Origin of the sequence: Pseudoclavibacter sp. RFBG4 (genome assembly GCF_002931515.1) — a bacterium.
Lineage (GTDB): Bacteria > Actinomycetota > Actinomycetes > Actinomycetales > Microbacteriaceae > Pseudoclavibacter.
In genome coordinates this window covers 235657-255643 of the sequence record NZ_PSYC01000020.1, presented here as the reverse complement: position 1 = coordinate 255643, position 19987 = coordinate 235657, and the positions used below count along the sequence as shown (strand labels likewise).

The 19987-nt window shown below is 67.5% G+C and carries 29 protein-coding genes and 1 tRNA gene; 6 read left to right on the top strand and 24 right to left on the bottom strand.

Annotation, left to right across the window (positions count from 1 at the left end; translation table 11 throughout):
• Positions 1 to 274: 274 nt before the first annotated feature.
• From C5E10_RS06305 to C5E10_RS06210, 21 genes are all read right to left on the bottom strand, one after another.
• Complete coding sequence (locus C5E10_RS06305; RefSeq protein WP_104330908.1) at positions 275 to 865, bottom strand: hypothetical protein; 591 nt, start codon at positions 863 to 865, stop codon at positions 275 to 277.
• Entirely contained in the window at positions 862 to 1062 is a 201-nt protein-coding gene (locus tag C5E10_RS06300; RefSeq protein ID WP_104330907.1) for a hypothetical protein, read from the bottom strand. The genes C5E10_RS06305 and C5E10_RS06300 overlap by 4 nt, the downstream gene beginning before the upstream one ends.
• Positions 1063 to 1180: 118 nt before the next feature.
• Positions 1181 to 1744 carry a hypothetical protein gene (locus C5E10_RS06295; protein WP_104330906.1) on the bottom strand — a complete coding sequence of 188 codons (564 nt, stop codon included), beginning with the start codon at positions 1742 to 1744 and terminating at the stop codon, positions 1181 to 1183.
• On the bottom strand, positions 1741 to 1950 hold the full coding sequence (locus C5E10_RS06290) for a hypothetical protein (RefSeq protein WP_104330905.1): 210 nt from the start codon (positions 1948 to 1950) through the stop codon (positions 1741 to 1743). The genes C5E10_RS06295 and C5E10_RS06290 overlap by 4 nt, the downstream gene beginning before the upstream one ends.
• 23 nt (positions 1951 to 1973) lie before the next feature.
• Positions 1974 to 2273 (bottom strand): HNH endonuclease, encoded by a 300-nt coding sequence (locus C5E10_RS06285; protein ID WP_104330904.1) that lies wholly within the window; start codon positions 2271 to 2273, stop codon positions 1974 to 1976.
• 155 nt (positions 2274 to 2428) lie between these two features.
• Positions 2429 to 3295: a hypothetical protein gene (locus C5E10_RS06280; protein WP_104330903.1), complete on the bottom strand. Its 867-nt coding sequence runs from the start codon at positions 3293 to 3295 to the stop codon at positions 2429 to 2431.
• A 267-nt stretch (positions 3296 to 3562) separates the two neighbouring features.
• Entirely contained in the window at positions 3563 to 4132 is a 570-nt protein-coding gene (locus C5E10_RS06275) for a hypothetical protein (protein ID WP_146080176.1), read from the bottom strand.
• A 25-nt stretch (positions 4133 to 4157) separates the two neighbouring features.
• Entirely contained in the window at positions 4158 to 4526 is a 369-nt protein-coding gene (locus tag C5E10_RS06270; RefSeq protein ID WP_104330901.1) for a hypothetical protein, read from the bottom strand.
• A gap of 232 nt (positions 4527 to 4758) precedes the next feature.
• Positions 4759 to 5289: a single-stranded DNA-binding protein gene (locus C5E10_RS06265; protein WP_104330900.1), complete on the bottom strand. Its 531-nt coding sequence runs from the start codon at positions 5287 to 5289 to the stop codon at positions 4759 to 4761.
• Positions 5289 to 5576 carry a hypothetical protein gene (locus C5E10_RS06260; protein ID WP_104330899.1) on the bottom strand — a complete coding sequence of 96 codons (288 nt, stop codon included), beginning with the start codon at positions 5574 to 5576 and terminating at the stop codon, positions 5289 to 5291. The genes C5E10_RS06265 and C5E10_RS06260 overlap by 1 nt, the downstream gene beginning before the upstream one ends.
• Positions 5576 to 5905: a hypothetical protein gene (locus tag C5E10_RS06255; RefSeq protein ID WP_104330898.1), complete on the bottom strand. Its 330-nt coding sequence runs from the start codon at positions 5903 to 5905 to the stop codon at positions 5576 to 5578. Before C5E10_RS06255 ends, C5E10_RS06260 begins: the two co-directional genes overlap by 1 nt.
• On the bottom strand, positions 5880 to 6557 hold the full coding sequence (locus tag C5E10_RS06250; RefSeq protein WP_104330897.1) for a hypothetical protein: 678 nt from the start codon (positions 6555 to 6557) through the stop codon (positions 5880 to 5882). The genes C5E10_RS06255 and C5E10_RS06250 overlap by 26 nt, the downstream gene beginning before the upstream one ends.
• Positions 6558 to 6911: 354 nt before the next feature.
• Positions 6912 to 7322, bottom strand: coding sequence for a hypothetical protein (locus C5E10_RS06245; protein WP_104330896.1), 411 nt, complete (start codon positions 7320 to 7322; stop codon positions 6912 to 6914).
• Complete coding sequence (locus tag C5E10_RS06240) at positions 7319 to 8128, bottom strand: DNA adenine methylase (RefSeq protein WP_104330895.1); 810 nt, start codon at positions 8126 to 8128, stop codon at positions 7319 to 7321. The genes C5E10_RS06245 and C5E10_RS06240 overlap by 4 nt, the downstream gene beginning before the upstream one ends.
• Entirely contained in the window at positions 8125 to 8469 is a 345-nt protein-coding gene (locus tag C5E10_RS06235; RefSeq protein WP_104330894.1) for a hypothetical protein, read from the bottom strand. The genes C5E10_RS06240 and C5E10_RS06235 overlap by 4 nt, the downstream gene beginning before the upstream one ends.
• Positions 8466 to 9146 carry a hypothetical protein gene (locus C5E10_RS06230; RefSeq protein WP_104330893.1) on the bottom strand — a complete coding sequence of 227 codons (681 nt, stop codon included), beginning with the start codon at positions 9144 to 9146 and terminating at the stop codon, positions 8466 to 8468. The genes C5E10_RS06235 and C5E10_RS06230 overlap by 4 nt, the downstream gene beginning before the upstream one ends.
• A gap of 2 nt (positions 9147 to 9148) precedes the next feature.
• A complete protein-coding gene (locus tag C5E10_RS06225) occupies positions 9149 to 10153 on the bottom strand; it encodes a YqaJ viral recombinase family protein (protein WP_104330892.1) in 1005 nt (334 codons plus the stop codon).
• On the bottom strand, positions 10150 to 10536 hold the full coding sequence (locus C5E10_RS06220) for a hypothetical protein (protein ID WP_104330891.1): 387 nt from the start codon (positions 10534 to 10536) through the stop codon (positions 10150 to 10152). Before C5E10_RS06220 ends, C5E10_RS06225 begins: the two co-directional genes overlap by 4 nt.
• A complete protein-coding gene (locus C5E10_RS06215; protein ID WP_104330890.1) occupies positions 10533 to 10916 on the bottom strand; it encodes a hypothetical protein in 384 nt (127 codons plus the stop codon). Before C5E10_RS06215 ends, C5E10_RS06220 begins: the two co-directional genes overlap by 4 nt.
• Positions 10913 to 11047 (bottom strand): hypothetical protein, encoded by a 135-nt coding sequence (locus C5E10_RS19375; RefSeq protein WP_258071013.1) that lies wholly within the window; start codon positions 11045 to 11047, stop codon positions 10913 to 10915. Before C5E10_RS19375 ends, C5E10_RS06215 begins: the two co-directional genes overlap by 4 nt.
• A 63-nt stretch (positions 11048 to 11110) precedes the next feature.
• The gene (locus C5E10_RS06210; RefSeq protein WP_104330889.1) at positions 11111 to 11902 is read right to left on the bottom strand and encodes a phage antirepressor KilAC domain-containing protein; all 792 of its coding nucleotides are present in this window, start codon (positions 11900 to 11902) and stop codon (positions 11111 to 11113) included.
• A 224-nt stretch (positions 11903 to 12126) separates the two neighbouring features.
• Between C5E10_RS06210 and C5E10_RS06205 the strand changes: the two genes are divergently transcribed.
• Positions 12127 to 12351, top strand: coding sequence for a hypothetical protein (locus C5E10_RS06205; protein WP_104330888.1), 225 nt, complete (start codon positions 12127 to 12129; stop codon positions 12349 to 12351).
• Between the two features lie 185 nt (positions 12352 to 12536).
• Here the strand turns inward: C5E10_RS06205 and C5E10_RS06200 are convergent, their stop codons facing one another.
• Entirely contained in the window at positions 12537 to 12752 is a 216-nt protein-coding gene (locus C5E10_RS06200; protein ID WP_104330887.1) for a helix-turn-helix domain-containing protein, read from the bottom strand.
• An 88-nt stretch (positions 12753 to 12840) separates the two neighbouring features.
• On the opposite strand from C5E10_RS06200, the gene C5E10_RS19545 reads away from it, so the two are divergent.
• Positions 12841 to 13173, top strand: a complete 333-nt coding sequence (locus C5E10_RS19545; RefSeq protein WP_104330921.1) for a helix-turn-helix domain-containing protein — start codon at positions 12841 to 12843, stop codon at positions 13171 to 13173.
• On the opposite strand, the gene C5E10_RS06190 is transcribed toward C5E10_RS19545, so the two are convergent.
• Both C5E10_RS06190 and C5E10_RS06185 read right to left on the bottom strand, forming a co-directional pair.
• A tRNA-Val gene (locus C5E10_RS06190) sits at positions 13130 to 13205 on the bottom strand. The genes C5E10_RS19545 and C5E10_RS06190 overlap by 44 nt on opposite strands.
• The gene (locus tag C5E10_RS06185; RefSeq protein WP_104330886.1) at positions 13196 to 13738 is read right to left on the bottom strand and encodes a redoxin domain-containing protein; all 543 of its coding nucleotides are present in this window, start codon (positions 13736 to 13738) and stop codon (positions 13196 to 13198) included. The genes C5E10_RS06190 and C5E10_RS06185 overlap by 10 nt, the downstream gene beginning before the upstream one ends.
• A 120-nt stretch (positions 13739 to 13858) precedes the next feature.
• Here C5E10_RS06185 and aceE point away from each other — a divergent pair, with 120 nt between their 5' ends.
• The 4 genes from aceE (at position 13859) to C5E10_RS06165 (ending at position 19940) form a co-directional block, all read left to right on the top strand.
• Positions 13859 to 16603 (top strand): pyruvate dehydrogenase (acetyl-transferring), homodimeric type, encoded by a 2745-nt coding sequence (aceE, locus tag C5E10_RS06180; protein ID WP_104242081.1) that lies wholly within the window; start codon positions 13859 to 13861, stop codon positions 16601 to 16603.
• A gap of 40 nt (positions 16604 to 16643) precedes the next feature.
• A complete protein-coding gene (locus C5E10_RS06175; RefSeq protein WP_104330885.1) occupies positions 16644 to 17888 on the top strand; it encodes a CdaR family transcriptional regulator in 1245 nt (414 codons plus the stop codon).
• Between the two features lie 78 nt (positions 17889 to 17966).
• On the top strand, positions 17967 to 18890 hold the full coding sequence (locus C5E10_RS06170) for an ACP S-malonyltransferase (protein ID WP_104330884.1): 924 nt from the start codon (positions 17967 to 17969) through the stop codon (positions 18888 to 18890).
• 39 nt (positions 18891 to 18929) lie between these two features.
• Positions 18930 to 19940, top strand: coding sequence for a beta-ketoacyl-ACP synthase III (locus C5E10_RS06165; protein WP_104330883.1), 1011 nt, complete (start codon positions 18930 to 18932; stop codon positions 19938 to 19940).
• Positions 19941 to 19987 lie beyond the last annotated feature (47 nt).

Here is a 19987-nt window from a genome sequence, read left to right as displayed (position 1 = left end):
GGCTCGAAGGTGATCGCCATGGGCGGGGCGGGAGGCGGGGTCGGTATGTCCCACGGGGCGGGCTCAGGGTTGAAGTGGTTCCTCAGTACGTCCCGGTCAGCCTCGGAGCCAACGAGCGTCGTCCGATACAGCAGTGGACGACACGCAGGGCACGAGAGGCCGCGCATGTAGTCGAAGCGCACCCGACGAGGAGACCTGACCGAGAGGCCGAAGAGACGCCACTCACGGCCTGCACCAGCGAACTCGACGCAAGCCGGGTCGGTGGTGCGGTGCTTCACACTGGGAAGCGCAGTTCGATATGGCATGGCCCGCTGTGTCCCTTCGGCTTGACACATCCGCCATTGCCGAGCGTGTACGAGCACGACCCGTCGACGATGTACTCACCGACCCAGCGCACGAGCCGCGGGGCTCGGTAGTCCGCGTCTAGCCCGCAGGCTGCGCACCACGGCGTCTTGCCGTCTCGGTGCTGCACTGGCTCGTGACGATGCTCGGGGCCGTTCTTGACCGCCATCCAGACGTCGTCCGCATCGGTGGCGTCAGGTGGCCGTACGCTCCCGTGCACGATCTCGCCCTGGTTGGGATGGAGGCGTGGGGGCTCGACCCCCTCGTTCAGGTATATCAGGTCGGCGTGTATCCCGTCAGTGCGCTGCTGGTGAGTCAGGAACTCGATGGAGCCGCCAGCGAGGAAGTCGATGCGTTGCTCGCCATTGGCGCGCCTCAGCTCGACGACGGTGCCGGTCGCGATGTGAGATGCCGCGACTTGCTCGAAGGCGCGTTCGTTGTCTCGGTAGTCACGGGTGACGACGATGATCCGCTTGCCGAACGCCGCCTCAACGGCGAGGCCCAGTGCTTCGAGTTGGTTCACTTCGCTCGCCTCCGAACCCCTGGGATGCGCACGTACCGGCTCGCTTCGAGGCGTGCGGCTTCACGCTCACGCTTGCGCCGGAGCGCCAGCTCGAACGGCGTGAGGCGCGGCCCTGGCCTTGGCACGCTGACGTAGAACGTCCCAGTCGACATGTTGGCCCACTTGACGTCGCCCGGGTTCACGCGTGCACCGCCCATCCGGCATGCATTCCGGCTTCGCAGTCCTCGTCCGGCCCCGCGTGCTCGCAGGTGTTCCAGAGCGCGTCGTTCGCCAGTGGGAGTGGCGGCGCGACCATCGGCGCCCAAGCCGCGGGGCTCATCGGGCGAGATCCTTCGCGACCGTCAGGCCCTTGCGCACGTTCGCCCAGCAGGGCAGGCGCTCGAGGTCTTCGCCGTGCGGAAGGTGGATGTAGTCGAGGTGGCCGCTGGACATGCCGGCGCGCACCGAGTCGACCGTGCGGACCAGGACTCGGCCACCGAATGGCTCGCCGTCGCGGTCGTACATGATGACGTCCGGGTTCATCGCCACGTGACGAACGATCGCGGGCCAGTCCGCGATCTCATGGGCCGTCGCTGCGACGTTGTGCAGCATGTAGGCGACGTCGTTTGCCGATGGGACGACGATCAGCACCTGATCGCCGTTCGTGAGCTGCCAGGCCGCCTCACGGGCCGTGTGGTCGAGGCGGACGCGCGGCGGTTCGACGGTGACGTTGCCCCAAAAGCGGGTGCTGCCTTCCACGATGAGCCCCTCGGGAGCCTCGTAGCGGCGCGTGCCGGGCTCGATCGTGACGTTGCCGCGCGGAATGTCGACCATGCCCGCGATGACACCATTCGCGGCCGCGATCGTCTCCGGCGAGAGCCGCGTGCGCTCGGTGGTCACGACTCGGGCCGATCGAGCGCGATCGTCTTGAGGCACGCGCCCTTCGGGTGACCCAGGTCGGAGCGCTTGAACGGCACCATGCCGCCCCGCACGATCGTCTCGGGCGGGTGGAGGGCGGCGGCCTCGACGAGCTCGCGCAGCTCCCCGAGGGTGAGCGTCTGGTGTTTGGCCTCCGCGGTGACGCGGGGCATGTTGTCTACGGGCATTCGGTACTCCTTGGGTGAGTCGGCTACCAAACTTCGGACGGGTCACCAAGACCCGGGCGCTGATCGCCAGCGCCCTTGTTCGCGTTGCACAGGCGGTGCGCCGGCTGACCGTTCGTCGGGTCATCGGCGAGCTCCGGGTGCGTCTTGATGCTGAGCTTGTGGTCGTACGCGAACGCGTCGCGGTGCCGCCAATCGAGGGTGGTGTCGATCGGTCCGATCCCGCACAGGGCGCACGCGAGGCCATGCTCAGCAGTGAGCTTCTTGAGGTGCGCTCGGTTCTTGCGGTGCGCGGCGGTAGTGCGGCCCGGAATCCCCGCAGCCATGACGCCTCGCATCTTCCCCAGGGCTCGAACCTGGACTCTTCGCGTCCAGAGCGCGACGTGTTGCCGGTTACACCAGGAAGATCCAGCGAACGCACAAGACCCCCGGCCCGAAGGCCGAGGGTCTGGGTGCAAATCTCGCTCAGGAGCATCCTATCTCACAACTGCGAAATCGCTGTACTTCCGGGCTTCGCCCTTGGCGCGAGCAGGAGCATGAGCGCCGCGTAGCTGCGAAGCATGTTCAGCTCGACGTGACGCTTGCCGAGGTGATGCTCGACCGGCAGGGCGATCAGGGGCGGCTTCGGCCGCGAGATCCAGTTCTCGACCGTCCGCACGGTCTTCCCGATGTCGGCGGCCGCCTCCTTGATCGGCACCCACTTCTCGAGCCGGTACACGGCATTGCAGGACCAGCAGAGCGCCGTCTCCACGTGATAGACGGACGCGATCACGTCACGAGATCCGCAGTCGAGGCACTCGCGCGGCTTTTGCGGCACTGGTGCCCGAGCTTCGAGCGGCCACGACTGCACTACGCGCGACACGAACGGGTGCAGGCACTCCTCCTCGAACGACGGCCATGCCGGGTGCTTGACGATGTCCGGCCACCACACCTTGAGGCGAGCGACCAGCGCCAACGACCAGCGCCGCACCGTCTCCATGCCCCCATCCTTGGTGGTCAAGAGGCGAGGGCCGATCGGGTCACCGTTGTCGTCCAGGTGCACCATGCCGCGCGGCGCCGGCCACTCACTGCGGCCGAGCGTCGTGCGCCAGAACTCGACCCACTGGAAGAGCTCGGAGAACGAGCGGTTCAGCTCGTCCAACGGCAGGATGCGAAGCGGCACCTGACGAACCTCGCGGGCGGCCGGCTGACCATCCGAGAGCTGCTTCGTCGGGGACACCAGCGCCGCGAGGTGCTCGTGTACGTCCGAGATACGCTCGAGATCCCGCATGCGAGACTCCGGCGACAGCGGCCGGTATCCCGCCTTACGCGCGAGCTCGGCCCGCGTGTACTCCTCGGCTTCGATCAACTGCGGGCCTCCAGGTTGCTTGCGACGAGCTCTCGCCCGATAGATCGGAGTGCGGCCCGCCTTGTCCATCCGCGGCCGCATCGGTAGTGGCGAACCCCGGCCGGTGGATAGTGCCACTCAGCCAAATAGCCGTTGAAGTAGTTCCGGACCGCTCGCCAGTTCCTCTGCTTGAGGTGACGCAGGAGATGGTGCCGGAGGCCGTATCCAACCTTGCGGTGCTTGATGTCGGCCCAAAGCCCCACCGGATAGACGCCTATGCCGCCCTGCTCAGCCACCCAGGACCACCCCCACCGCAGCCCGCAGCAACTCCGCAGGCGTCCACGAGTCCTGCACACGAACCTCGTGCTCTTCCATCAGGAGCACGTCGTCGTCGACTGTGAGGCCACCATCGTCCGGGTGCAAGGCGTTCAACGCATCTACGAACCGCTGCACAGCCTCGTCGCTGACCTCCACCGTGGCGTCCTCGTCGTGCGAGAGCACGAGACGCGGCGGCTCATCGTCGATCATCCATCGCTCGCGCGCTCCCTTCGCGTCGAGCTCGGCGCGCTTCTCGACGTGCGTCATGCTGCTCACCTCGAGCGTGCCGTCAGGATGCAACACCGAGACATGCACCCCATCCACATCCGAGTTCGACTGCCCGAGCGACAACACCCTGACAAAGTCGTCGGCGACCCGCATGACGGCCGGCGCAACAGGCGTTGACGGCGTCTGCGCCTCCCTGAGCTCGTCGAACGGCTTCTGCGACGTCGTGCGAGAGCAAGTCGCGAACTGCGTCACGATCTCCCGCGCCTCGGCGTCGCTGAACCCCTGGCAGCACGACAAAGCGTGCGCCAACATGTCGGCATTCTGCCCGTACTCCTGCTCAGCCACGGCCCACCGCCTCGACCTCGACGATGCTCGGGAAGACCGACATGATCGGGATACGGAACCCGCGGGTCGTGAGCTCGTACGCCTCCCCCTCGACCAGCGAGCCGTAGATGTCTCCGGACTCGTAGGAGACGAACAGCACATCGGCGATCTGGAAGGTGCCGCACTCGGCCGTGTAGAGGCGCGGTGACTGCGCCTCGTCCGACGTCGACGGCATCCGCAGATCCTTGCCGGTGACGGTGCACGTGTGCGTCTCCTCGTGCTGGATGGAGACGACCGTGAAGGCGATGCCCCCAGCGATCATCGCGGCGACGGCGAGCCCGCCGACGACTCCGAGGGCGGTGCTGCTCTTGATCTTGCTCATGCTGTGTGCTCCTGAGTGTTGAGTGATGGGCCGTCGAGGATCGCGATGACCGCGGCCCCGAGCGGTGAGAGGGTGAGGCCGGTCGCCCGGGTGGTCTGGGTGTGGCATCGGCATGCCTTCGGGTCGACGGGCTGACACTTGCCGTTCGGGCCTCGCCAGCAGCACCGCCGATTGCACTTCCCGCGCGGCTCCTCTCGGGGCACCGCGCGGGGCGTCCATGCAACGCCGTGCATCAGAAGGGCGGCTCGTCGAAGTCGATCGACTGGTCAGGCTGAGCCCATCCGGTCGCGTCCCCCTGCGTCGGGGCGCTCCACTGCCTCTGCTGCTCCTGAGCGCCCTGCTGACCGCCACCGAAGCCCCGAGCCTGCCCGCCCGAGTTGCCCGCCTGAGAGGCGCCGTTCGACGTCCTCGTGAGCTGCGCGGTGGCATACCGGAGCGAGGGGCCGATCTCCTCGATCTCCAACTCGATCGAGGTGCGCTTCTCCCCCTCTTTCGTCTCGTACGAGCGCTGCTTAAGGCGGCCCTGAGCGATGACTCGGGAGCCCTTCGAGAGCGACGAGGCGACGTGCTCCGCGAACTCGCGCCAGACGGAGGCCCGCAGGAAGAGGGCGGGACCGTCCTTCCACTCGTTCGCCTGGCGGTCGAAGACGCGGGGCGTCGACGCGATCGTGAAGTTCGCCACCGCGAGACCGTTCTGCGTGTACCGCAGCTCGGGGTCGGCCGTCAGGTTGCCGACGACCGTGATGATGGTGTCGCCGGCCACTAGATGACGCCCTGTTCAGTCGCGTCGGCACGAGCATGGGGCGTCGCCCAGATCCGGATGCGCGAAGCCGGGCCGAAGATCTCGACGTGCTCGACGACCTGCCTGTTCGCCTCCTGAGCGACCTCGAGCGCCTCGAGCCACGTGCGAGCGGGGTAGACATCATCCGGGCCGGTCACGTGCACGACGAACTCAGAGGATTGCGCCTCCGGAGTCAGTCGCCACTCGCCCCACGGGATCTCGTCGAGCACGGCCGCCACAGCCGCGTCGATCGGTTCGTTGCTCTCCATCAGATCTTTCCTTTGCCTTGTCCGGGTCGATGCGGCTCGACGCCAATGCCGTTGCGCCAGGCGGCGACTTGCTTCGTGGTGGCCTCGAGCTGCTCGGCGACCGAGAAGTCATCCCAGCCCCGACGCACGGCCGATTCGGCTCGAGTACGAATCAGCTCAGGAGGACGGGAGATCGACATGAGCGCCTCGACAAGCAACTCGCGGATGCCCTTACCCCTCCGATCCGCCTCGGCCGTCAGATCGCCGTACATGGTCAGCGGAAGGTCGAGGGTGAGGTGTAGACGGTTGCCGTTGATGCGGAGGCTAGATCGGGCTGAGATCCCAGTCATCGGATTCCTCTCGTTCGTAGTGATCCGTGAGCCGCTGCTCGTAGACCTTCGTTTCCATCCAGTCGTGACGAACGATCCGAGCGTCGCGGCAAGGCCCGCAGGGTGGACCTCCGGACCCGTAGGGCATGTGCTCGGGGCAGAACGGCGGCGGCGCATCCAGCACCAACGGCCTCTCTGGCCGTCGCGGCACCCGCACCCGGTCTCGCTCCGCCGCCGCCCACGCATCGGCCCTCGCAGCCCCCTCGGCACGCACCTCGGCTCTCGCCCGCTCTCGCGCACTCTCCCGCCCGCTCGCGCCCCCTCTCTCCCCAGCCATGAGCGTCCATGGAAAGGCGCCGGGCGGGTCGGGAGTGAAGATCTTCACGCCCCGCATATCGACCTTGAGCGGCCGCGATAGACAGATCCACTCCGAGCCCTCGGCCTGATAGGTCGACATGAACCCCGCGTCCAGGAGCAACACGAGGTGCTCGAACACGAGATCCTTCGCCAAGCTCCGATCCTTCGTCGGGTAGAGCCTCGCCGCGATCCACTCCGGGTCCATCGGCCCCCGCCCCAGCGGGTCCAGGTGCAGCCACAGGCCGAACGCTGTCGGCTTCGCCTCGTCCGGCACCCTCTCGTACTCCGGCGACGCGAGGTCGCTCGCGCTGATCATTCGTTGCTTCGTTGACACCCGTGTCGTTCCCTCTCGCGAATCCTTCTATGCACCTGTCGAGGGCGAACTGCAGATCATGCTCCTCGACGGCGAAACACTCGGTGACGCCCTTGCCGCCCGGCCCGAGCACGGCCTCAGCGGCCTGCCAGGACTCGAATGCACGCGGGAACCACCGCTCCAGCGACCGCAGCGCCTCGCGCTCCCACGAGCCGTCAGTGCCCCGCTGCAGCACGATCACGTGCGCGCCGAGCTGGCCGAGCTCGACGAGGCGCTGCGTGATCCACGCGCGCCCCACCTTGAGCACCCCGTGCTCGGGCCAATAGACGACGTACGTCGACGCGAACTCCGGCATGCTCACGCGGCCGCCTCCATCTGGTCGTACTGCTCGAGGCCGTAGACGTCGCGCATGAGCGCCTTTGCCTGAGCCGAGGTGATCGCATCGCGACCGCGGCCCGCGAGGATGAACCAGCGCCCCTCGGGGGCGTAGAACACGGGCACGTCAGCGATGCGGCCGAGCTTCTGCACCCAGCGGGGCACCTTCCACCCATTCGCGAGAGCGACGGCCTGCAAGTCGCCCTCGAATCGCGCGTTGCACTCGAGGCAGGCCGTCACGCCCTCCTCGGCGGTCGGCTTGGCGCGAGTCCCGCCCATGCCGACCGCAGCGCGGTGCTGGAACGAGAGCAGGACCGTCGCGGCGCAGCGCACGCAACGCTCTGCGTCGCGGAGATAGACGTTTCGGCGCACCGACTGAGTCGGCGCGCTCACGCGATCTCTCCCAAGTCGAGGAAGTTGCCGACCTCGCGGTTAGACCAGATGACCTCGTGCGCGGACCGCTCAAGCGAGTTGCCGCTCTGCGCGGTGAGGTCGACCTGGTGCCAGTCCGGGAACAGTTCGTCGTAGAGCCGGCTCTGATAGCCCGACACCATCACGGTTGCCGTGCAGTGCTTGAGTGCATCCGCGAGCTCGCGGTGATCGGTGTCCGACATCTCATGCGTGTACCGCGCCCCTCGCCGTGCGTTGTGCACGTAGGGAGGGTCGATGTAGAGCAGGTTGTCCTCGAATCGCCCGTACTGAGCGATGATCTCGAGCGCCGGCCGGCATTCGAGCGACACGGCCCGGATGCGCTCGGCAGCTGGCAGCAGGCGCTCTCGGTACGCGTCCATGTACGTCTGAAACGACGCGGAGGTGCCGTTCGGGTCGGCGTAGAAACGCCACCCCGTGCGCTTGAGAGTGCGCGATCGCCCCTGCGTGAGCAACACCCACACTTGGCGCGCGATTTCGAGGTCGCCAGCCCCGCTGAGCGATTCCGCGGCCTCGAGCTCGGCTCGGGAATGAGGCGTCATCTCAGCTATGCGAGCTAGTTCGGGACCGCGATCTCGGAGGACTCGCCAGAACGTCATCAGTCGGTGGTCGAGGTCGTTGACGACCTCGATCTTCGAGGCCGGCTTCGCGAGCAGCACGGCGAGCGACCCCGCGAACGGTTCGATGTACCCGCGGTGCTCGGGCAGGAGAGCGACGATCTTCTCGGCGATGTTGCCCTTCGCCCCGAAGTACTGGATCGGCGGCTTCATGCGCGGTGCTCCGTCCGGAAGTTCGCGTTTATCGAGATCAGCAGCTTCACGTCGCGACCGAGCGCCATGTCCCAGTCGCGGGCGAGCTCCTGCGTGACCTTGCCGAGCGTCACGCGGTGCGAGCGCTCGGCAGTGCGGAGCGCGTTGCGAGCACCCCGCAGGGCGGTCGGTGCGCGGCGCACGGCCTCGCGGGCCATGAGCAGCGCTCCGGCCGCCTGCACGGGCGTCGGGAAGAGCGCGAGCATCGCGTCCTCGTCGAGCCCGGCCATGTCGAGCGCGACGAGCTCCATCGGGTCGCCGTCGTAGATCTCGCCCGATGCCGGGTCGTACTGCTCGATCATGCGCCGGGCCTTCGCAGCGTGGTCACGCGAGGCATCGACGCGGGCGACGGGCGACGCGTCGGCGCGGGGCGCGGAGCGGTCGCCGGGGCGGGCCGCTCGGGCTCCACCGGGGCCGGCGTCTGCGCGCCCTTGAGGGCGAGGCGCTGCTGCCGGAACTCGCGATCCATCGCCGTGGTGACGACGCGCGCGAGGCGAGCGGCGTTCCACACCTCGGCGTGCGCTTCGACCGTCGTCGCGGCGGCCGCCTCGGCCGCGAAGTCACGCGTGCCCGCCTCGGCGTCCTGAGCGGGCGCCTGCGGCTTCTGCGGGGCGGGCGCGGAGATCTCGCCGACGAGGTCACGGAACGCGCGGATCAGGCCGATCCTGAGCGCCTTCGACCCGAAGAGCGCGATCGGGTCGGTGTTCCACCGCTCGATCATCTCGGCGTCGACCTCTGGAACCGACTCGTGCCAGCCGATCGCGACGATCGTCGGGTGCTCGGCGCCGTTGCGGAAGACGGTCGCGCGAGCCGCCGCGGGGTGCTCACCCTTGTTGAGGATGAGGAAGTCGAGCCACTCGCGGCCGTCCGCGGAGAACTCCACCTTCGAGCCGCCGTAGAGGCCGGACGGGTAGATGCGCTCCTGGAGCTGCGCGAGGGTGACGAGCTCGTTCTGCTCGAGCTTGGCGGTTTCGGTCATGGTCAGAGTCCCTTGGGCTTGTCGAACGCGAAACGGCTTGCGCTCGTGATGACGGTGACGCCGTACTCGAGCACCGCGGGGTCGCGCAGCTCGGCGCGCTGGCGGATGATCTCGGCGAGGTGTTCGCCGAGTTCCTCGTAGGCGGCGAACCCCTTCGGGTCGGCGGCGGCCCACGCCTCGTCGGTGAGCTCGCGAGTGCCGGTGCGCTTGACGGAGTAGTTGAACCCACCGAGCGTCCCCATGCGCTTCGCGCCGTTCTTGTCCGCGTCCGGAAGGCTCTCGGCGTAGGCGCGGACGATCTTCTTCGCTGCCTCGGCCTCCTTGTTGGCTGCCTTCTCGCGTGCCGCAGCCTCGCCCCAGGCGGCGAGCGCCTCGTCGATCTCGTCAGGGATGTCGTCGGCCTCGGGTGCGCCGGCTGCGCGCCAAGCGAGGTACGCGTCGGCGGACTTCACGAGCTGCGCGATGCGGGCCGGGTCGCGCGGGATGATGACGTACTTCGGGTCATCCATCGTCGGCTGGCCGTCCTCGTCGAGCACCATCCACACGTAGATGCCGGCGATCGCGGACGCGCACCAGAGCTGCCACTGCACCTGGTCGTAGTGGGCCGGTGGCACGTCGTCTTGGCCCCACGTGTGCGAGTGCCGCTTGACCTCGACGACCACGGGGGCGCCGTCGAGCGTGCCGAGCCCGTCCGGGGTGGCGCGGTGCAGCGGGTTCGCTTCGTTCGCGATGAGCGCCGAGTTGCCGGCGACGTCGGCGAACGTCTGCGCGAACTCGATCATCGTCGCCTCGAGGTCGTGCCCCGACTGCGTGTGCTTGTTGCCGCGGAAGGTGGACCCGTTGAGCTGCTCGTCGAGGATGCGCTGCCACGTCTTGCGGCCGCCGACGTGGATCTCGTGCACGCGGGAGGCGGTGACGCCCTCGCCGCGAGCGTCGTGCCACTCGTCCTTGGTGGCACCCTCGGGCACGACCACGATGTAGTCGCCGGTCTCGATCGTTGCGGTCATGCGTCCATCTCCCTGTTGAATGCGTTCGCCGCGAGGATGTTCGCCTCGTGGTGTTCTGCTGACATGTCGAGTCCGGCTGCGGCGCCGATCTCGTAGTTGATCTCGTGGACCGTCTGCCCGTCCTCGAGGCGATCGGTGACTCGCGCGGCGTACTCGTTTGCGATGTTCGGCGCGTCGCGAGCGAGGTCGGCGAGCACCGACGCGAGGATTCCCATCGCGATAGTCGCGGCCGCGTGACCGGCGACGACTTCGAGTCGCCGCGTCTTCGCGGGAGCGTGCATGTAGACCGAGGTCCGCTCGTCGGACTCGACCGACATCTGCACAAGCTGCCTGACTACGCGCCGCACCGGCTCCGTGCCCTCGGGCCACTTCTTGTCGCTCATGCGCCGGCCGCCAGCTTCTCGGCGGGCAGGTACTTCGCGGCCGCTTCTAGCGCCTCGTCGCGGGTGTTGCCGTACGCGGCGGAGGTGGAGTTGAGCGGCACCATCCAGGCGCCGTAGGTGAGCTCGAACGGCTTCCCGACGTTGCTGGTCATCCAGTCCTGCTGCTTGACCTCGTCGAGCATCTTGTTCTCGACCGCGAGGTCGTAGGCGTCGGCCATGTCGTTCCTTCCGAGTGCGAGTAGGCCGAGCGTCACTGCTCGGCGAGCTCGGGCGTCGATGCGTCCGAGGATGATTGCGAAGGCCGCCGCGAGCAGCAGCACGAACACGAGCAACGCGGCGATTTGCGTGAGCCCGTGGGCCGGGTCGGCGACGTAGCTCATGCGCTCCGCTCCATCCGGTCGGCGACCCAGATGATGGGCGCGAGCACCGCGATCGCGAGGAGCGATCCGATGACGTAGACGACATCCCCCGCGAAGCGGAGAAGTCGGCTAGAGTTCCTTGCATTGGGCATGTCAGCTATGCCTTCCCGAGCCTCGCGGTTGCACCCGCGGGGCTCATTTCTTTGTGCGGGTGGTCAGACCAGGGCGAGCGCTTGCAAGCGCCGCTGGATCGCGGGCATCGAAGCCGCGAGGATGTAGAGCGTCTGGCGCACCTGGCCGTTGTGGTGGCGGGGTGCGTTGTGCTGTGAGCGGAGGACGAACTTGCCGCGGTGCGCCGCCGAGGGGCGATACTCGTGCACGTCGACGACGCGTTGCGCGCTGGCCGAGTAGCGCTGACCGATGCGGATGCGGTGAATCCACCCCGCTTCGATGAGCTCCTCTCGGAGCGCCTTCTCTCCCATCGAGAGCTGCGCGGCCGCGACGCGGAAGGTGATCGCGTCGTCACCAGGGGCGACGCACTGGTCGACGTACTCGACCTTGGGAGCGTCAGCTTCGACCTTCGCCTCGAGCTCCCGAACGCGGGAATCGAGGATGCCGAACGCCTGGCGCACGATCTCGTCGGGCGACGGCTGGCGGGTGACCTCGGCCTCGCGAGTGCGGACGGCGAAGTACGCCTGGGCGGCGGCGATCTCCGGCTTGCGCGGGTCGCCGTTCATCGCGACGAGGTAGGCCGCGAACCGGGTGAGGTGGTAGTCCTGGCGTGGGCGGCCGCCCGACTTTTCGGTGGCGGCAACGAAAAGGGTGTCCGAGTCGAGATCCTGGTTCTCGGCTGCGCACATCGCCCGCGTGATCGAAGCCTCGAAGTTGCGCCAGTCAGCGCCGTACCCGAGCGCCGGCATGAGGTCACGCGCCGACCAGAACTCGCGGCCCCCCTCACTGACCTTGAGCAGCTCGTCAAATGTCAGCGTGAGATCGACGGCGCTCATCGTGCGAGCCCCAGGTGCTTGCGCTCGAGCCAGATGCCATAGACGCGGGCATGCTCCGCACACCCGCCGCACGCGAGCCACGAGCCCCGCGGGTGGATCTCGCAGAACGGCGAGGGTGCTGCCGACGCGGGCGAAGGAGACTCCCCCGCGCCGGCAGCGTCTCCTACAGTTGGCGCAACGACATCGGGAGTACCAGCCCCCGAGTCACCAACCGAAGGAGAAACATGGGAAATCTGCGCGTTGGAACCGAGGACTTCACGATCGACGACGGCTCGCTGCCCGACGTCCTCGCCGGCATCGGCCAGGCCGCGAAAGCCGGAGTCATGTTCGTCTGGACCGACCTGCTCCCCGACGACACGCGTCGAGGCTTCATCTGGACGACCGGAGTGCCCCTCAGCTTCCACCTCGATACGGACTACGACGTCTTCGACGAGATCGTGATGGGCTGACGATCGCGGAACCGGTGACCCATAGCGCTGCCCCCGATTGCGAAGACTGGCGCCCGCATGGTCGTGCGTGATCTGGACACCCTTCGGCACCAAAGCCTCGACGGCCGTCGCGATGCGCTCGAGCAGCGCGTCGCGGCGGTCATCGCGTTCGGCCCGTGACGAGACCGAGATTCTGATCTCGCCGCTCATGATGCGGCCTTCACGGGAGTCGCGGTCGGCGCGACGATGCGCTCGACCTCTTCGCGACGGTAGCGACGGTGGCCGCTCGGGAGCACGACCGGGTCGAGCTCTGCTCGCTCGGCCATGCGGATCAGCGTGCGAGGGTGTACGTGGAGACGCTCGGCGGTTTCGCGAGGTGTCAGCAGGTCACCCGCTTTGTCCGGCTCATGCTGTTCTGTCATGAAACACACTATGCATGACGAATTGACATAGAGCAACGCGACCGGTCGACTTCTACCAATCTGTCCGAATTGTCGCTATAGTGGACGCATGACGACCAACCTGTCCCTCATCGTTCCGGCTGAGCAGACCCATGACGAGCGCGTGGGCGAGCGCATCATGACTCTGATGTTCCGTTCGCGCATGACACAGACCGCCCTCGGCAACATGATCGGCATGTCTCAAAGCGCTCTCGCACGCAAGCTTCGCGGCGAGCGGAAGTGGACGCTGGACGATCTCTTCGCCGCGTCGGCCGCCTTCGGCGTGAGCATCTCGACCCTGCTCGGGGACAACGAAAGCCCCCAGCCTGGCGGACCAGTTGGGGGCTTGGGTGCTTCGGTGGTGGGCCCTGCCGGGATCGAACCGACGACATCCACGGTGTAAACGTGGCGCTCTACCAGCTGAGCTAAAGGCCCTCGGCGAGCAAGTGTAGCGCGGCCGCGTGGTCCGATCGAACACGAGCCTCACCCGGGTGAGCGGACGCGGCGACCCGGTAGCTGCCGTCGGCTCTGACGAGGAAAGAGCGTCGCATCGCGGTGCCAGACGCTTCGTCGAACGCACCATACGCACGGGCGGCCGAACCGTGCGGCCAGAAGTCGCTGCAGCCGGTGAGGAGTGCATGTGCGCCGAGATCGACGAGCCACGCTCGCAGCGCAGCCGAGCTGTCGGTCGAGACGACGAACACCTCGGGGGCCTCGAGCGCGGAGCCCCTCTCGGGCCGATCGCGGGCCTCGCTCACCAACTGGGCGAGGTCGGAGATCTCATCGGCGCACACGGGCGTGAAGGCCATGGGAACGAACACGACGAGCCGTGACGACGGTGCCGGCCCAGCCACCACGCCCATCCCACCCCGGTGGTCGACGAGAGAAATCGGCTCGAGCGGCGGCGCGAATTCGCTCACGATCAGGCCCTCTCCGCCGGCGATGTTCGATTGTGCGCGCTTCGACAAGGATTCACGCCAACCTGCGTGTGCATCGCACAAACCAAAGATAGGCTACCGGGTGGACTGCGCGTCATAACCTGGCGCGCGCCATAGACGTGACGAACCCGGAACGAAATGAGGTCGACGGTGGCTGTTAACAACCAGGATCCGTACTCAGAGCATTACGTTGACAGCGACCCCGAGGAGACCGCCGAATGGCGCGAATCGCTCGATGCGGTCGTAGACGCGCAGGGACACCAGCGCGGACGAGACATCATGCTCAGCCTTCTTGAGCGGTCTCGGGAGCGCCACCTCGGCGTTCCCATGGTTCCAACCACCGATTACGTGAACTCGATTGCGCCCGAGGACGAGCCAGAGTTCCCAGGTGACGAGTCGCTGGAGCGCACCTACCGCTCATGGATCCGCTGGAACGCGGCCATGACGGTGCAGCGCGCACAGCGCGAAGGGGTCGCCGTCGGCGGCCACATCTCCTCCTACGCCTCGCAGGCGACCCTCTACGAAGTGGGTCTGAACCACTTCTTCAAGGGCTACGACCACGCGGATGGGCCCGACCAGGTCTTCTTCCAGGGGCACGCCTCCCCCGGCAACTACTCGCGCGCCTTCCTGCAGGGTCAGATCAGCGCCGAGCAGCTCGACGGCTTCCGCCAGGAGCAGTCCGCTGCGCCACACGGCATGCCGTCGTACCCGCACCCGCGCCTCATGAAGGACTTCTGGCAGTTCCCGACGGTCTCGATGGGCATCGGGCCGCTCAACGCGATCTGGCAGGCGCAGTTCAACAAGTACCTCACCAACCGCGGCATGAAGGACGCCTCCGGCTCGCACGTCTGGGCCTACCTCGGCGACGGCGAGATGGATGAGGTCGAGTCGCGCGGACAGCTGCAGGTCGCAGCCAACCAGAACCTCGACAACCTCACCTTCGTCGTCAACTGCAACCTGCAGCGCCTCGATGGCCCGGTTCGCGGCAACGGCAAGATCATCCAGGAGCTGGAGAGCTTCTTCCGCGGCGCCGGCTGGCACGTCATCAAGGTCGTCTGGGGTCGCGAGTGGGACTCGCTCCTCGAGCGCGACGACAAGGGCGCGCTGCGCACCCTGATGAACGAGACGCCCGATGGCGACTTCCAGACGTACAAGACCGAGTCGGGCGGGTTCGTTCGCGAGAACTTCTTCGGGCGCGACCCCGAGGCGCTCAAGCTCGTCGAGAACTACAGCGACGACGAGATCTGGGGCCTCAAGCGAGGCGGCCACGACTACCGCAAGGTCTACGCGGCGTACAAGGCGGCGACCGAGCACAAGGGTCAGCCGACCGTCATCCTCGCGCACACCATCAAGGGCTACGGTCTCGGGCCGCACTTCGAGGGCCGCAACGCGACGCACCAGATGAAGAAGCTCACGCTCCCCGACCTGAAGGCGTTCCGCGACCAGCTGCACATCCCGATCTCGGATGCCGCACTCGAGGCCGACGTCTACCAGCCCCCGTACTACAACCCAGGCCCCGACAACGAGGCGATCCAGTACATGCAGGAGCGTCGCCGTGAGCTCGGCGGGTTCGTGCCGGAGCGTCGCTCGAAGTTCACGCAGATCGCCGTGCCGGACGACAAGACCTACGCGTCCATCAAGAAGGGCTCCGGCACGCAGGAGATCGCTTCCACGATGGCATTCGTCCGCCTCCTCAAGGACCTCATGCGGTCCAAGGACTTCGGGTCGCGCATCGTCCCGATCATCCCGGACGAGGCCCGCACCTTCGGCGTCGACGCGTTCTTCCCGACCGCGAAGATCTACAACCCGAACGGCCAGCACTACATGTCGGTCGACCGCGAGCTGCTCCTCGCCTACCGCGAGAGCGAGCAGGGACAGATCAACCACGTCGGCATCAACGAGGCCGGCGCCATGGGCGCGTTCACGGCAGCCGGATCGTCGTACTCGACGCACGGCGAGGCGATGATCCCGATCTACATGTACTACTCCATGTTCGGGTTCCAGCGCACCGCCGACGCCATGTGGGCGGCGGCAGACCAGCTCACGCGCGGCTTCCTCATCGGAGCCACGGCTGGGCGCACGACGCTCGCCGGCGAGGGCCTGCAGCACATGGACGGCCACTCGCCGATCATCGCAGCCACCAACCCGGCAGTCGTCACCTACGACCCCGCCTTCGCCTACGAGCTCGCGCACATCATGCAGGCGGGCATCGAGCGGATGTACGGCCCGGATTCCCAGTCGGAGAACCCGAAGCAGGACCCGAACGTCATGTACTACCTCACGGTGTACAACGAGCCGATGGCGCAGCCCGCTGAGCCGGAGAACGTGGACGTCGAGGGCATCCTCAAGGGCATCTACTACCTCAAGGGAACCGAGGCGCAGGGCCCGCGAGTGCAGCTGCTCGCCTCCGGTGTCGGTGTGCCGTGGATCCTCGAAGCGCAGGAGCTCCTGGAGAAGGACTGGGGTGTTGCCGCTGAAGTCTGGTCGGTCACGTCCTGGAACGAGCTCCGTCGCGACGGCCTCCGTGCCGAGGAGTACAACTGGACGCACCCGAACGAGGAGCCCAAGGTGCCGTTCGTCACGGACAAGCTCCAGGCGTCGGAAGGCCCTGTCATCGCCGTGAGCGACTTCTCGCACGCGGTTCAGGACCAGATTCGTCCGTTCGTGAAGAACGACTTCACGACGCTCGGAGCCGACGACTTCGGCATCTCCGACACGCGTCCCGCCGCACGTCGCTACTACCTGATCGACAGCCACTCCGTCGTCGTGCGCGCGCTCGAGCGCCTCGCGACACAGGGCAAGATCGACCGTTCGGTCGTTCAGGAGGCCATCGACAAGTACGACCTCCACAACCCGAAGGCCGGCACGAGCGGCAGCGCGGGCGGAGACGCCTAACAGCGCTCCTCCCCTGCTCGCCTCCTCACAGTTCGGAATCATGCCCGCTCCACGTACGAAGGAACAGACGCTCAACTGGCTGCGGTCGATCTCGGGAGAGCTCTCGACCGCAACAGTGAAGCGCTTGGAAGACACCCTTCCCTGGTTCGGTGACATGCCTCCTGGGCGACGCAGTGCCGTAGGCCTCGTCGCCCAGTCGGGCATCTCATCCTTCATCGCCTGGTTCGAAGACCCGACTGCCACCCCGTGGGTAGCGGCCGATGTCTTCGACTCGGCGCCTCGAGAGCTCCTCCGCTCGGTGAGCCTGCAGCAGACGCTGCAGCTCATCCGGGTCGTCGTGGAGGTCGTCGAGGAGCGCACGAAGCTGACCGACGGCGACGTGCGTGAAGCGGTGCTGAAGTACTCGCGAGATATCGCGTTCGCCGCGGCCGACGTGTACGCACGTGCGGCCGAGGCAAGAGGCCTGTGGGATGCGCGCCTCGAGGCGCTTGTCGTCGACTCGATCCTCACCGGCGAGCACGACGACGAGCTCCCGAGCCGTATCGCCGCGCTCGGCTGGCACGGGCACGGCGAGGTCAGCGTGCTCGTCGGGACGACCCCGAGGATCCTCGAGGTCGACCAGATCCGCCGGACGGCCCGCCACAACAAGGTCGACCTCCTCGTGGGCGTACAGGGAGGGCGGCTGGTGCTCGTCATCGGCCGGGCTCACCCCAATGGCGAAGGCGACGAAGGCGAGCAGGTGCCCTTCATGGAGATCGCCGAGCGCCTCGAGCCCAGCTTCGGCGACGGTCGCCTCGTCCTCGGCCCGCCCGTGCCGAGCGTGGTCGAGGCCTCCCGCAGCGCCCGCGCCGCGCTCGCCGGCTTCGCAGTGGCGGGCGCATGGAGGAAGGCGCAGCGTCCCATGCTGGCCGACGAGCTCCTCCCAGAACGTGCCCTCGCTGGCGACCCGCTCGCACGGCAGACGCTTGTCGCGCGGGTCTTCCGGCCTCTCGCCGATCACCAGAGCGACCTGCTGACGACGCTCTGGTGCTACCTCGACAACGGACGTTCGCTCGAGGCGACGGCCCGCGAGCTCTTCGTGCACCCCAACACGGTCCGCTACCGCCTCAAGCGCGTCAGCGAGGTCATCGGCTGGGACGCCACCGGACCGCGAGAGGCGCTCATCCTCCAGTGCGCGCTGATCCTCGGGAACATCGCCGAGCCGAAGCAGCCAGAGCCCCGCCGCCAGTCGGGCGGAACCCCTGCCAGCAACGTGGCTCGACGCAGCCGACGCACCTCGCACTAGAAAACCTCTAATGATCTTTCGAGTTCTTGGGACTGTTGCTACAGGGCTGAACGCTCAGGTGCTGTCATGATGGAATCCATGATTGTCGTCACCTGCCCAGGCCAGGGTTCACAGACTCCAGGCTTCCTGCTCCCCTGGATCGAAGACACCAGGAACCGAGACACCCTCGAGCAGCTGTCCGCCTCGTCCGGCATCGACCTCGTCAAGCACGGCACCGAGTCCGACGCCGACACGATCCGCGACACGGCAGTCGCACAGCCCCTCATCGTCGCCGCCGGCATCCTCGCCTGGAACTCCCTCATGGAGATCCCCGGCGCAGCAGCGGCGATCGGCGGGGTCGCTGGCCACTCGGTCGGCGAGATCACTGCCGCCTACGCGGCGGGCATCTTCGACGCCGACACGGCGATGCGCTTCGTCGCGCGGCGTTCGCAGCTGATGGCGCAGGACGCCGCCGCCACTCCCACCAGCATGAGCGCGATTCTCGGCGGTGACGAGGACGTGGTTCTGGCGCGCCTCGCGGAACTCGACCTCACCCCCGCCAATTTCAACGGCGGCGGGCAGATCGTCGCGGCCGGCGCCCCCGAAGCACTCGCGGCGCTCCGCAGCGAGCCCGCACCGGGAACGCGAGTGATCCCGCTCAAGGTGGCCGGCGCCTTCCACACCCGCTATATGGAGCAGGCACGCACGACGCTGACCGCGGATGCTGAGCACTTCGAGGTCCGTGACCCCGTCCGCACGATCTGGTCGAACGAGACCGGCTCGGTCGTGACCGACGGAGTCGAGTTCCGTGCCGCCCTCATCCGGCAGCTCGCGCAGCCAGTGCGCTGGGACGCGTGCATGCGCTCGTTCGCCGACGCCGGAGTCACCTCACTCATCGAACTCGCGCCAGCCGGCACCCTGAGCGGACTCGCGAAGCGAGCACTCAAGGGAACCCCGACCCTCGCACTCTCCACTCCCGCAGACCTCGACGTGGCACGCGAACGCATCGCGGCCGACGCCTGAGAACACCGAACTGCCAAGAGCATCCTCGAGAGGACTCGCATGACCACAGCAACACCGACCCTTGTGCAGTCGACGGGCGCGCAGTACACGCGCATACTCGCCATGGGTGCCGCCCGCGGCGAGCGCGTCGTCCCGAACTCGGAGATCATCGAGCCGATCAACTCGTCTGACGAGTGGATCCGCCAGCGCACGGGAGTCATCACCCGCGTTCGAGCGAACGAGGACACGAGCGCCCTCGACCTCGCGGTCGACGCCTCACGCGAGGCCATCGAACGCTCGGGCATCGACCCGAGCCGCATCGGCGCCGTCATCGTCGCGACAATCAGCAACGAGATGCAGACCCCGTCGCTCGCCGCGCGCCTCGCCGACCTCGTCGGTGCGACGCCGGCCGCTGCCTACGATCTCAATGCCGCGTGCGCCGGCTACTGCTACGCCGTCGCGCAAGCCGATGCGCTGGTTCGCACTGGAGTCGCCGAGCATGTCCTGGTCGTCGGAACCGAGAAGCTCTCAGACTTGATCGACCCCACGGACCGCACCATCTCCTTCCTGCTCGGCGACGGCGCAGGGGCTGCCCTCATCGGCCCGAGCGACGCTCCGGGCATCTCCAAGTCGATTCTCGGCTCCGACGGGTCCCGCTGGGAGGCGGTCTCCATGAACGCCAGCCTGCAGGACTACCGTAAGGGCGGCTCCGAATGGCCGACGCTGCGCCAAGACGGGCCGAGCGTCTTCCGCTGGGCCGTCTGGGACATGGCGAAGGTCGCGCGCCGCGCGCTGGAAGAGGCAGGCGTGACCGCCGATCAGCTCTCCGCGTTCATCCCACACCAGGCGAACATGCGCATCGTCGACGAGTTCGCGAAGCAGCTCGCACTGCCCGACCACGTCGTCATCGCCCGTGACATCGCGACGACCGGCAACACGTCGGCCGCCTCAGTTCCCCTCGCGACGCATCGCCTGCTCGAGGAGAACCCCGAGCTCTCGGGCGGGCTCGCCCTCCAGATCGGCTTCGGCGCGGGCCTCGTGTACGGCGCTCAGGTCGTCGTCCTGCCCTAACAGGCCCCAGAAGTCCCCGCACGCCTCCCCCACGCACCCCCGCCGAC

Coding starts and splice junctions, on each gene's coding strand:
- C5E10_RS06175 (WP_104330885.1), top strand. CDS start 16,644: ATGCCCGCTCCACGTACGAAGGAACAGACGCTCAACTGGCTGCGGTCG.
- C5E10_RS06255 (WP_104330898.1), bottom strand. CDS start 5,905: ATGACTGGGATCTCAGCCCGATCTAGCCTCCGCATCAACGGCAACCGT.
- C5E10_RS06200 (WP_104330887.1), bottom strand. CDS start 12,752: ATGACAGAACAGCATGAGCCGGACAAAGCGGGTGACCTGCTGACACCT.
- C5E10_RS06235 (WP_104330894.1), bottom strand. CDS start 8,469: ATGATCGAGCAGTACGACCCGGCATCGGGCGAGATCTACGACGGCGAC.
- C5E10_RS06210 (WP_104330889.1), bottom strand. CDS start 11,902: ATGAGCGCCGTCGATCTCACGCTGACATTTGACGAGCTGCTCAAGGTC.
- C5E10_RS06250 (WP_104330897.1), bottom strand. CDS start 6,557: ATGATCAGCGCGAGCGACCTCGCGTCGCCGGAGTACGAGAGGGTGCCG.
- C5E10_RS06230 (WP_104330893.1), bottom strand. CDS start 9,146: ATGACCGAAACCGCCAAGCTCGAGCAGAACGAGCTCGTCACCCTCGCG.
- C5E10_RS06165 (WP_104330883.1), top strand. CDS start 18,930: ATGACCACAGCAACACCGACCCTTGTGCAGTCGACGGGCGCGCAGTAC.
- C5E10_RS06170 (WP_104330884.1), top strand. CDS start 17,967: ATGATTGTCGTCACCTGCCCAGGCCAGGGTTCACAGACTCCAGGCTTC.
- C5E10_RS06270 (WP_104330901.1), bottom strand. CDS start 4,526: ATGAGCAAGATCAAGAGCAGCACCGCCCTCGGAGTCGTCGGCGGGCTC.
- C5E10_RS06300 (WP_104330907.1), bottom strand. CDS start 1,062: ATGGGCGGTGCACGCGTGAACCCGGGCGACGTCAAGTGGGCCAACATG.
- C5E10_RS19545 (WP_104330921.1), top strand. CDS start 12,841: ATGACGACCAACCTGTCCCTCATCGTTCCGGCTGAGCAGACCCATGAC.
- C5E10_RS06240 (WP_104330895.1), bottom strand. CDS start 8,128: ATGAAGCCGCCGATCCAGTACTTCGGGGCGAAGGGCAACATCGCCGAG.
- C5E10_RS06215 (WP_104330890.1), bottom strand. CDS start 10,916: ATGAGCTACGTCGCCGACCCGGCCCACGGGCTCACGCAAATCGCCGCG.
- C5E10_RS06260 (WP_104330899.1), bottom strand. CDS start 5,576: ATGGAGAGCAACGAACCGATCGACGCGGCTGTGGCGGCCGTGCTCGAC.
- C5E10_RS19375 (WP_258071013.1), bottom strand. CDS start 11,047: ATGCCCAATGCAAGGAACTCTAGCCGACTTCTCCGCTTCGCGGGGGAT.
- C5E10_RS06220 (WP_104330891.1), bottom strand. CDS start 10,536: ATGAGCGACAAGAAGTGGCCCGAGGGCACGGAGCCGGTGCGGCGCGTA.
- C5E10_RS06290 (WP_104330905.1), bottom strand. CDS start 1,950: ATGCCCGTAGACAACATGCCCCGCGTCACCGCGGAGGCCAAACACCAG.
- C5E10_RS06275 (WP_146080176.1), bottom strand. CDS start 4,132: ATGTTGGCGCACGCTTTGTCGTGCTGCCAGGGGTTCAGCGACGCCGAG.
- C5E10_RS06205 (WP_104330888.1), top strand. CDS start 12,127: ATGGGAAATCTGCGCGTTGGAACCGAGGACTTCACGATCGACGACGGC.
- C5E10_RS06225 (WP_104330892.1), bottom strand. CDS start 10,153: ATGACCGCAACGATCGAGACCGGCGACTACATCGTGGTCGTGCCCGAG.
- C5E10_RS06285 (WP_104330904.1), bottom strand. CDS start 2,273: ATGGCTGCGGGGATTCCGGGCCGCACTACCGCCGCGCACCGCAAGAAC.